The 9,588-nt window shown below is 61.0% G+C and carries 8 protein-coding genes; 5 read left to right on the forward strand and 3 right to left on the reverse strand.

Annotated elements, in window-relative coordinates; all coding sequences use genetic code 11:
* Positions 1-323: 323 nt before the first annotated feature.
* From MST27_RS21525 to MST27_RS21535, 3 genes are all read right to left on the reverse strand, one after another.
* Positions 324-2,696, reverse strand: coding sequence for a putative bifunctional diguanylate cyclase/phosphodiesterase (locus MST27_RS21525; protein WP_243607933.1), 2,373 nt, complete (start codon positions 2,694-2,696; stop codon positions 324-326).
* Positions 2,683-3,768 (reverse strand): polyamine ABC transporter substrate-binding protein, encoded by a 1,086-nt coding sequence (locus tag MST27_RS21530; RefSeq protein ID WP_243607934.1) that lies wholly within the window; start codon positions 3,766-3,768, stop codon positions 2,683-2,685. The genes MST27_RS21525 and MST27_RS21530 overlap by 14 nt, the downstream gene beginning before the upstream one ends.
* Positions 3,769-3,928: 160 nt before the next feature.
* Positions 3,929-4,507: an antibiotic biosynthesis monooxygenase gene (locus MST27_RS21535; RefSeq protein ID WP_243607935.1), complete on the reverse strand. Its 579-nt coding sequence runs from the start codon at positions 4,505-4,507 to the stop codon at positions 3,929-3,931.
* A 450-nt stretch (positions 4,508-4,957) separates the two neighbouring features.
* On the opposite strand from MST27_RS21535, the gene MST27_RS21540 reads away from it, so the two are divergent.
* From MST27_RS21540 to MST27_RS21560, 5 genes are all read left to right on the forward strand, one after another.
* The gene (locus MST27_RS21540) at positions 4,958-6,511 is read left to right on the forward strand and encodes a phospholipase effector Tle1 domain-containing protein (RefSeq protein WP_243607936.1); all 1,554 of its coding nucleotides are present in this window, start codon (positions 4,958-4,960) and stop codon (positions 6,509-6,511) included.
* Positions 6,511-7,167 carry a DUF2931 family protein gene (locus MST27_RS21545; RefSeq protein ID WP_243607942.1) on the forward strand — a complete coding sequence of 219 codons (657 nt, stop codon included), beginning with the start codon at positions 6,511-6,513 and terminating at the stop codon, positions 7,165-7,167. Before MST27_RS21540 ends, MST27_RS21545 begins: the two co-directional genes overlap by 1 nt.
* A gap of 192 nt (positions 7,168-7,359) precedes the next feature.
* Positions 7,360-7,932: a CDP-alcohol phosphatidyltransferase family protein gene (locus MST27_RS21550; protein WP_243607937.1), complete on the forward strand. Its 573-nt coding sequence runs from the start codon at positions 7,360-7,362 to the stop codon at positions 7,930-7,932.
* The gene (locus MST27_RS21555) at positions 7,932-8,531 is read left to right on the forward strand and encodes a lysophospholipid acyltransferase family protein (protein WP_243607938.1); all 600 of its coding nucleotides are present in this window, start codon (positions 7,932-7,934) and stop codon (positions 8,529-8,531) included. The genes MST27_RS21550 and MST27_RS21555 overlap by 1 nt, the downstream gene beginning before the upstream one ends.
* Entirely contained in the window at positions 8,528-9,472 is a 945-nt protein-coding gene (locus MST27_RS21560; protein WP_243607939.1) for a phosphatidate cytidylyltransferase, read from the forward strand. Before MST27_RS21555 ends, MST27_RS21560 begins: the two co-directional genes overlap by 4 nt.
* The last annotated feature ends 116 nt before the right edge of the window (positions 9,473-9,588 follow it).

A 9,588-nucleotide genomic window follows, 5' to 3' on the forward strand; every position in this document is an offset into this window, starting at 1 on the left:
AAGCAGCGAGCGTGCCGCGATGGGCGAATGAAATTCGCCCCTACATCCGCACCGAGAACCCCGTCATTCACCCATGTCGCCCCGCCGCAACGCCGACCCCGCACCTGTAGGGGCGAATTTATTCGCCCATGCCGCCCCACCGCGATACCGAACCCGCTCCCGCAGGGGCGAATTCATTCGCCCATGGCCGCCCCGTCGCAACGCCGATCCCGCCTCTGTAGCGGCGAATTCATTCGCCCTACGGCCGCCCCGCCGCAACGCCGATCCCGCTTCTGTAGGGGCGAATTCATTCGCCCGTGGACCGTTCAGCCAAGCCCTTGTCGCTAGCCCGCCAGCACCTCTGCTCGAGGCGGTAGTTGCTCCAGGCGCAGCGCGCCTTCGGCGCGGTTGCGCACGGCCATCCAGTCCCGTAGCGCGGCCAGCGACCGTGGCGGGGAGATGAGGTAGCCCTGGAACAGATCGCAGCCGGCCTGCAGCAGGGCGGACTGTTTCTCCAGGCTGTCGACCCCTTCGGCATTGACCCGCTTGCCTTGCGCCTGGCAGAACGCGACGAGCGCGTTGAGGCTTTCCTGCATGTCCGGCCGGGTCAGGCGGCGGATGATCGCCATGTCGAGCTTGATGGTATCGGCCGGGTATTCGAGCAACTGCTGGATCGAGGTGTAACCCACACCGAAGTCGTCGATGGCGACCCGAAAACCCGCCTGACGGATCGCCTGGACCACGTCCATGGTGTCGCTGGACAGTTCGGCCGCATAGGTTTCGGTCAACTCGATCTCGATCCGCCCTGGCTCCACGCCGTGGTGCGCGGCGCGTTCGATGAGGTAGCGGCAGATGCGGTCGTCGGTCAGCTGGGCGGAAGAGACATTGATGGCCAGGATCACCTGCCGGCCGAACAACTCGACCAGCCGCGGGTAGTCGGCCAGGGCGTGATCGATGACCCAGCTGTCGATTTTCGGGAACAGCCCGGCGCGCTCGGCAATCGGGATGAACTCGCCAGGGGAGACGGTCCCCAGCAGCGGCGAATGCCAACGTAACAGCACCTCGCAACTCACCACCGCACCCTCGCGGTCGAGCGCCGGCATGTAGACCAGACGCCACTGGGCCTCGCCATCGAGGGCGCGCAGCTCGTCCTCGATCAGGCGCATGCGGTCGTTGTGCTGTTCGAGTGCAGCGCTGAAGGCCACCACGGTGCTCTTGCCCTCCGCCTTGGCCTGATACATCGCGGTGTCGGCGCGGGTGAGCAGCTGGGTGATGGAATCGGCGTCGTCTGGGTACCAGGCCGTGCCAATGCTCACGCTGACCGGATAGACCCGATCGTCCAGGCTGAAACCGCCGCGGCACAGCTCCAGCAGCGCCTCGCAAAGTGCAGGCAGCCCGCCGTCGCCTGTGCCGGTCTGCAGGAGAATGGCGAACTCGTCGCCGGACAACCGCGCGAAGGCGGTCTCGCTGTCCGGATGATGGACACGATGCTGGCGAAGCAGACCCTGGACGCGCCGGGCGAACATTCGCAACAGCGCGTCTCCGGCATCGTGCCCGTGCTGGTCGTTGACCTGCTTGAAGTTGTCCAGATCGAGAAACAGCAGCGCCAGGCGCTTGTGCTGCTCGATGGACTGCTCGTACAGGCTGCTGGCAAGTATCCCGAAGTGAGCCCGGTTGCTGATCTGGGTCAGGCTGTCGGTCCAGGAGATTTCCTGGATGCGCTGCAGGGCGGCGGTGTTGCGCTCGTGCAGCGTCTTCATATTGACCGTCAGGCGGCCGATTTCGCCGCCCTCGCTGGGTTCGTCGAGCGCGGCGCGCCGGCACAGGAGCAAGTCGGTGAGCTGGTCGTCGAGTTCGCTGATAGGGCCGGTGACGTAACGGCGGATCAGCCAGAGCAGCAGGGCGATGGAGATCAGGCACATCAGCGAGCCACCGGCAAGAAAGGCCAGCCCCAGGGTGCGCAGGCGCTCGGCAATGTATTCCGGCGCCGGGGTCAGGCGCGCGTAGAGGGAGCGGGAGAGCAGCATGTCCGCGGACAGCCCGGGCTCGATGGGGGCCAACTGTGGCGCGATCTCCACCGGCGCGCCGTATTCCTGCTCAAGGCTGCGCTTGAGCTTGATGAAGCGCTCCGGGCGTACCGCCAGCTGCAGTGTGAAGGCTTCCGCGCGCTGGCTGGGCAGGGGCCGGCTGCTCGACGCCGGCAGGATGAAATCGGTGTCGAGCAGGAGCGGGCCGCCCTCGGCCTCCTCCACATAGACCATCCCGCTGACGGCTGAGGACTGTCGGGCCTCCCTGACGATCCTTTGCTGGGTCGCGTTCATCGTGGCGAAGGGCGACAGGCTGCTTTCGAAGTAATAGGCGGGCGTGCCGTCCGGCTGGACGATGGCAAAGGAGACGAAGGTCAGCTTGGTGTTGGACAGCGAGCGGATGCTCTGCTGGATGCGCAGCCCCAGCGTCTCGTTGCGAAACGCCGTGTCGGATTCGCGCAGGAAAAGCAGCAACGCTTCGCTGTCGATGATCGAGTAGAGCACGCTGCGGTTGAAGGCTTCGTAATCGAGGTAGGCCGACTTGAGCGCCGAGAGCTGCTGCGCCAGGCGCGCCTGTTCCAGCCCCAGCAGCGAGGCACGCTGGGTCAGGTAGGCCGTGGTCGCGGCGATCAGCTGGATGATCAGAATGACCGGGAAGATCACCAGCAGGGCGCGTTTACCGAGCGTCATGAGCGTTGATCAAGGCGCTGATGATGCGGCGGCGGGTCTGTGTAGCCTCCAGCGGCCTCGGCTCGTAGACCTGGCTGCGCGCCAGGACCTCCTCCGGCGGATAGATAGTCGGATCCTGGCGGATGTCGTCCGGCAGCAGTTCGCGCGCGGCCCGGTTCGGCGTCGCTACACCCAGGTCGGCGGCGTTCAGCGCCGCAATGTCGGGCTGGTTGAGAAACTCGAGGAAGCGATACGCCAGCGCCTTGTCCGGCGTGATGCTCGGCACCGACAGGCAGTCGACCCAGAGCAGCGTGCCCTCTGCGGGCACCACGTAGCGCCAGGGCTCGCCGTCGATGCCCTCGACTTCGTTGAGCACCTGCTGGTCACCGCTGTAGGCCAGCGCCATGTCGGCCTGGTCCAGGTAGCGCTGGCTGCGCAGCGAGGTGATCACGTATTCGTAGGTCAATACCGCGGGCGCCTGCGCCAGAAGCAGTTCGTAGGCGGCCTTCAGTTCGTCGTTGTCGGAGGTGTTGATCGAGTGCTGCTGGAGGATCAGCGGACTGGCGAGGATGTCCTCGTGATCCTCCATCATGATGATGTGGGGCGCATCGTGAGGGGCCGGCTTGAGCAGGTCCGCCCAGGAGTGCGGTGCCTGGTCGAGGCGGTCGCTGCGGTAGGCGATGCCGAGCGTGCCCCACAGGTAGGGCACGCTATAAGGGCCGCAGCTGTCGCGCCAGCGCGGTGAAAGGTGGCTGAGCCCGGGTAGGCTTTTTTCGTCGAGGGGGTCCAGCAAGCCGCGTGCGCCGAAGCGCGAGGAGCTGATCAGCTCGGTAAGCACGACGTCGATCTGATGGTCGGGCTTGGCGAGGATCTCGTCGCGTTTGTCGCCGCTGTCGAAGTAGATCTGTTCGATGCGCACGCCGGTTTCCGCCTGCCAACGTTCGATGACCGCTTCGCTGAGGTATTCCTCCCAGGTCAGCAGGGTCAGGGTCTGCTCGGCGGCATGCAGACTGGTCGAAGGAAACAGCAGTCCGAGCGCCAGCAGGATCAGGCTGCGCGAACGCCAGGGGGCAGGGGTCGTTTTCGGGGTCATCGGTTGTCCATCCGCTGGCAATGTCCGTCTGGTCGCGGGCGGCGCTCTGGCACACACCGCTCGACGCCGACCCTGAGGTATCGGCGCCAATTGGTGGCACTTTAATGGCGCCAGAGGAATGACAGCAATGCTTTTGTAGGGTCTCCCCCTGGCGTTCCGATCAACGGGCGCCGATCACCTGCTTGGCGTGACGCAGCCGCGGCCGGGTCGGGCTGTTGAGCCAGGGCGCCAGCAAGCGCGTGGAGAGCGGAATGAACAGGTAGGTCATCAGCGGGGTGAGCGCCAGGGTGCTGAGCAGGATGCGCGTGACCAGCCCGAACTCGGCAAGCCATCCGCCAAATAGCAGATTGAACGCCAGCGATACCGGAAAGAACGCCAGCCAGATCGCCACGCTCTGCTTCCAGCGTGGTGGTGCCGGGCTGCGGGTACTGTCACCGAACCAGGCGTCCAGGCCGCGGGCACGGTGTTCATGGGGGTGACCGAAGAGTTCGCCACCGCGTTGCAGCCAGGCACGGCGCGACGCCGAGTGCTCCCAGCTGTCGAGGGTCTGTTCGTCGGCGAAACGGAAGACGATCTGGAATTCATCATCGCCGGGCGGCGGCGCCAGTACGCCGGAGCCGAGGTAGCCGGGAAAGTCCGCGGCCAGTTGTTCGCCCTCATGCAGCCAGGCGAGCAGATCGTGGTAGCGGCCGTCGCGCACACGGCGGGCCACCATCAGGGTGACGGGTTCGGTAGACATCGTGTATCTCCAGTTCTGGCCGGCCACCCGGGTAGGGCATTCGGCAAACGCAGCGCCGGGGTGATGGGCTGCGCAACGAATAACGCAAGGTTCATGCCTTGGTCGTCGGGCTGCGCCAGACCCGGTGAGGCCAGCGCAAGCGGAGGACGATGCGCACTATACGGGGATTCGGTGCACTTGAAAGGGGCAGCGGCCCGGTTGCGCTGCGCCAGCCGCCATCAGGCCGGGTTTGCGATCCCCGTCTGACATTTCCGGGTGAGCAGCGGCTCGCCAATTGCCGTCTCTTGGGTCAGGGCACAAAACCAAGGCGCAAGGTGCGCGCAATGTGAACGGCGCGCTTGAAACCATCCCGACGCTCGCCGTTACTAACCATCCGGGCACTGCACGTGACGTGCATACCTACATGAGCCTTTGCACAGACAATGATTTCCAACCAAGGATGGTGGAACCATGAGCGGTTACGTACCCAATATTCCTCGAGCCAAGCGCGAAGCCGAGCTCAAGGGCGTTCAGCCCGTCGAAATCCATGCCGAGCGCTGGGCTGAATACGAGCGCTACAGCAATCAGCCGGCCGGATCGCCCGAGAAGGTCAAGCTGGCCTTGCGTATCGGCGTGTTCTTCGATGGCACGCTCAACAACGCCACCAACGCCGCGCTTGGCCTGGCATGTGGCGCGCACCATCCCATCACGGCCGAAGATCTGGACGCCAATTGCAAACCCTATATGGCCGAGCCGGATAGCAGTTATGGGAATGATCTGACCAATGTGCGGAAGCTGATGAGCCTCCATGTCGATCGGGCTGATGCCGAGGGTTCGGGCCCGCAACGTCAAGTCGCATTGAGGATTTATGTCGAGGGTATCGGTACCCAAAACGGTGAGGAAGACAACGCCTTGGGGTATGCCATGGGGCGGGGCGCTACCGGTGTTCAACAGTGTGTTCAGCGTGCATTCACCATGATCGGTGCAGCTGTTGGGCGCGCGAAGGAGGGAAATCCCGGCGGCGAGATTATTTCCCTGACCTTTGATGTCTTCGGTTTTAGTCGCGGTGCTGCAGCGGCGAGGCATTTCGCCAATGAAGTCGTCAAAGGCAACCAGGGCCCTCTCGGAGCGGCTTTGCGGAGCCACGCGAGCGCGTTTGATCATAGTTTCGTCGAGCGCTACGGAAGGGACATCAACGTCGGTTTTATCGGCCTGTTCGATACCGTCGCTTCAGTTGGTGGTTTGGCGAATCTGGGTAATGTCCGAAGCGCCACGACACCGGGGCTGAATCTCTACCTGCCACGCAAATACTTCAAGGATGTGGTCCAGCTAGTGGCGCGCGACGAAACACGTGCCAATTTTCCATTGAGTGAGGTCAGCCCGGACCATACTGAAATCATCCTTCCGGGTGCTCACTCGGACATCGGCGGCGGCTACCTGGACGAGGCCGAGGAGCGAGTTCTGGTCAGCCCCATGCAGGCGCTGGTGGTTGGGCAGCGTGTCGATGTGGCGACAACTTCTATCTACCAAGATGCCGCCGATGCCCGGCAGCGAATGATTGACGCGGGCTGGCCTGCGGCCATGCTGGAAATCGTCACCCCAGAGTCGCAGTTACTGCCTGTTGACCCGCGTGATCGTCTAGCACCTCGGCAAAAGAAGGTATTTGCCGGGCTGCAGCTCAAACGTCGGGTGAGTAGCGGGCTGTCACGCGTCTATTTGCGGCTTATGCATAGCCTCGCCAAGAAACATGGGGTTAGGTTAAACGAAATCGATGAAAAGGATCCAAGCTATTCTGTTCCAAGCGATTTAACCGCTCTGCATGAACGATTTAGCAACGGTAATTATCAGGTCCCGCCCGCTGAAGACCGGTTGTTGAGACTGCGCTATATTCATGTTTCTGCGAATTGGAATAGTCCGTTAAAGAAGCATGCGCCCAGCAGTTTAAAGCTGGTATATATTAATGCGCCCAATGTTGGCGAAGCCCGCCAATTTCATCCTCACATTGCTGAATGGAATGTTCCTTGATAAAGCATGTCATCACCCTGCTGGGTATATTTATTCTGAGTGGCTGCCAGACTGCTGACCCTCTATCCGGGGAAAAGGACCCGAAGGACAAATGGTGGAGTTTGGAATTCTTCTCGCCGCTCTACATGGTGGGGTGGGTCGAGGCGAGTCTGGTTGAAGATATCCAGGGTAAAGTGTTCAACCACGGCACCGGCGGAATCGTCGGGACTGGCATCGACAATTTAGAAGCAGACTTCGCAAGAGGTTGGCCACGTGGAAAATCGGGTGGAATTCATACTGTAGCGGGTGCGGACCTACCGAGGCGCGTCTATGTGCGGTGGCAGTCGGTAGTGGAGCCGCAGACCTATCGGGCATGGATAGATATCCCTGAAGCTGCCCGGCAGCTCATGCACACATCCACCCATCGACGCTGTCCGGAAACGCCGGAGGTACCGGCTCTATACCTAGCTGCATTACATGTAGGACTGGCACCGGGTGGCGTCATCCAAGTCTGGACTCGTAATGAATGCAACAAGCCAGTCGCAGTCGCCCGGGCTCAAGCGGAGATAGAACCGCTTGGCCCACATCTTGGAAAGTCAGGTGGCAGCTATTATCCGTTGTCCATTGAGTCGAAGCGCTATATCGAAAGATACGGCATTCCCTACGGAAGTTGGTGATGTCTTGGGGGTGCGTAACAAAAGTACGCGCCAAACTGCTTGAAATAACGAGCTGGGCAGAGCGTAAACTGTCGTTCAAGAGAAGCCGGGGATACCCTTGGTGCTAATTTGAAAAATGGATAAACAACTAGGTAAGGGAACGCCATGCAAGACAACCGAAGACCCATTGCATCCCGATCTAAACGCTGGGCAATGGAACTAACCACGCTTTTAATCAAGCGTAATATCTCGCCTAACCAGATTTCAGTGGCCAGTATCGGATTTGCAGCCGCAGCGGCTGCAAGTATGGTGGCCTCTGCGGGTGTGCTCGCTACTGTTGTGGCCATTCTGTTTATCCAGCTCAGGCTGATTTGCAACCTACTTGACGGTATGGTGGCCATCGAAGGCGAAAAGCAGTCACCTTTGGGCAGCCTGTATAACGAGTTTCCAGATCGCATCGCAGACAGTCTGTTGATCGTGGCGCTCGGTTACGCGGTTGGCGCCCCGGCGCTTGGATGGTTTGCCGCGCTTGTCGCAGCGTTGACCGCTTATATTCGAGTCTTCGGCGGATCACTCGGGCTCCAGCAAACCTTTGTCGGGCCCATGGCCAAGCAGCACCGGATGGCAGTAATAACGGCTGGCCTGGCGTTGAATATTCCGGAGTCTTTGCTCTTCGCGACGCACTATTCCTTGTACTTCGCGCTGGTCGCTATCGCGGCTGGGTCCGTTTTAACCTGCGTTACCCGCACCCGAATTATTGCGCGCCAGTTGAAGGGGACCGTCTGATGTGGCTCTCCACCCTGTTGATCTCTGTTCTGCGGCTACTGCTGGGTGCTAGCGCTCGTTTCGAAAGCACGCCGGACCTGTCCGGTCAGCGCATCTATTTCGCCAACCACACGAGTCATATCGACACGCTGGCGATCATGGCGGCTCTGCCCAGGGAGGCCAGGCTCAACACCAAGCCCCTTGCCGCAGCTGATTACTGGGGTAAGAACCGATTCCTGAGATACATCGCGACGCGTGGGCTCAACTCGGTGCTGATCGAGCGCAAACCCAAGGAAGGCGAAGATGCTCTGGCGCCGGTGCATCAGGTGATGACTCAGGGGGCTTCGGTCATCATTTTCCCAGAAGGGACACGCAGGTTTCAGGCGCTTCCTGGCGAGTTCAAATCCGGGCTTTACCGGCTTCATAAGGCCTTTCCACAGGCGCGGCTGGTTCCCATCTACCTGGACAACCTGTATCGCTCGATGCCGAAAGGGAAGCATGTGCCGCTGCCGATTATCTGCACCATTCGGATCGGTGACCCGCTTGAAGTCATCGAGAACGAAGAGGTCGGCCCCTTCTTGAGCCGGGCCCGCGAAGCGGTAGTGAGGCTCGCCGAATGATGATCGAAAACAAGTTCTATCTGTTGATGGCTGGGGTCGTTTCCCTGCTCACGGTGGCCACCGTCACAGGACTGATGCTAAAGCGCTTCGTCAGGACAGACGGTGCGATTGCGACGGTCGAAAACCTGAACCTGAGAACCAACGCCTGGTGGTCGATGATCGCGATCTTTGTCGCCTCGTACCTGTTGGGTAGCACGGCAACGGTGGTGCTGTTCGCGTTCGTTTCGCTCTTTGCGCTGCGAGAGTTCATCACACTCACCCCAACCAGGCTTGGCGATCACAACGCGCTGTTCGCGGCGTTCTTTATCCTCATTCCCTTGCAATACATATTCATCGGCATCCATTGGTATTCGATGGTGACGCTGCTGATTCCGGTTTATGCGTTTCTGTTCCTGCCGTCGATTGCCGTGCTGTCACAGGAAACCGATGCCTTTCTCGAGCGGGTCGCCAAGATTCAGTGGGGCGTCATGATTACGGTGTATTGCATCAGCCACGCACCTGCGTTGCTGATTCTCGATCTGGAGGGGTTCGAGGGGCAGAACGCGTTGTTGCTGTTCTACCTGATGTTCGTCGTCCAGATCAGCGACGTTCTGCAGTACGTGTTCGGGAAACTGTTCGGAAAAACGAAGGTGGCACCTATCGTCAGTCCCTCAAAGACGGTCGAAGGGCTGGTTGGCGGCGGCCTGGCGGCGGTGCTGGCTGGAGGCTGCATGTTCTGGCTTACACCGTTCAGCATCTATCAGTCGTTGGCCATGTCATTCGTGATCGTGGTGATGGGCTTTCTGGGTGGCCTGACGCTCTCGGCGATCAAGCGAAGCCTGCAGGCGAAGGACTGGGGCACCATGATCAAAGGCCACGGCGGCATGCTGGATAGGATGGACTCGGTGTGTTTCGCGGCGCCGGTATTCTTCCATCTCACCCGCTACTTCTTTTCGGCGTGACGCCCTCGGGTCGTGATCGGAAGAAATGGTGGTCCGCTTTGGCATCGTTCAACGATCGAAATGCCCCACCAGGCGGCCTCGCTTCAACTCAACCGGTCCCCAAAAGCCGCCAGCGC

It is taken from the genome of Stutzerimonas marianensis, assembly GCF_022810315.1.
Classification (GTDB): domain Bacteria; phylum Pseudomonadota; class Gammaproteobacteria; order Pseudomonadales; family Pseudomonadaceae; genus Stutzerimonas; species Stutzerimonas marianensis.

Coding starts and splice junctions, on each gene's coding strand:
- MST27_RS21540 (WP_243607936.1), top strand. CDS start 4,958: ATGAGCGGTTACGTACCCAATATTCCTCGAGCCAAGCGCGAAGCCGAG.
- MST27_RS21560 (WP_243607939.1), top strand. CDS start 8,528: ATGATGATCGAAAACAAGTTCTATCTGTTGATGGCTGGGGTCGTTTCC.
- MST27_RS21550 (WP_243607937.1), top strand. CDS start 7,360: ATGGAACTAACCACGCTTTTAATCAAGCGTAATATCTCGCCTAACCAG.
- MST27_RS21535 (WP_243607935.1), bottom strand. CDS start 4,507: ATGTCTACCGAACCCGTCACCCTGATGGTGGCCCGCCGTGTGCGCGAC.
- MST27_RS21530 (WP_243607934.1), bottom strand. CDS start 3,768: ATGACCCCGAAAACGACCCCTGCCCCCTGGCGTTCGCGCAGCCTGATC.
- MST27_RS21555 (WP_243607938.1), top strand. CDS start 7,932: ATGTGGCTCTCCACCCTGTTGATCTCTGTTCTGCGGCTACTGCTGGGT.
- MST27_RS21525 (WP_243607933.1), bottom strand. CDS start 2,696: ATGACGCTCGGTAAACGCGCCCTGCTGGTGATCTTCCCGGTCATTCTG.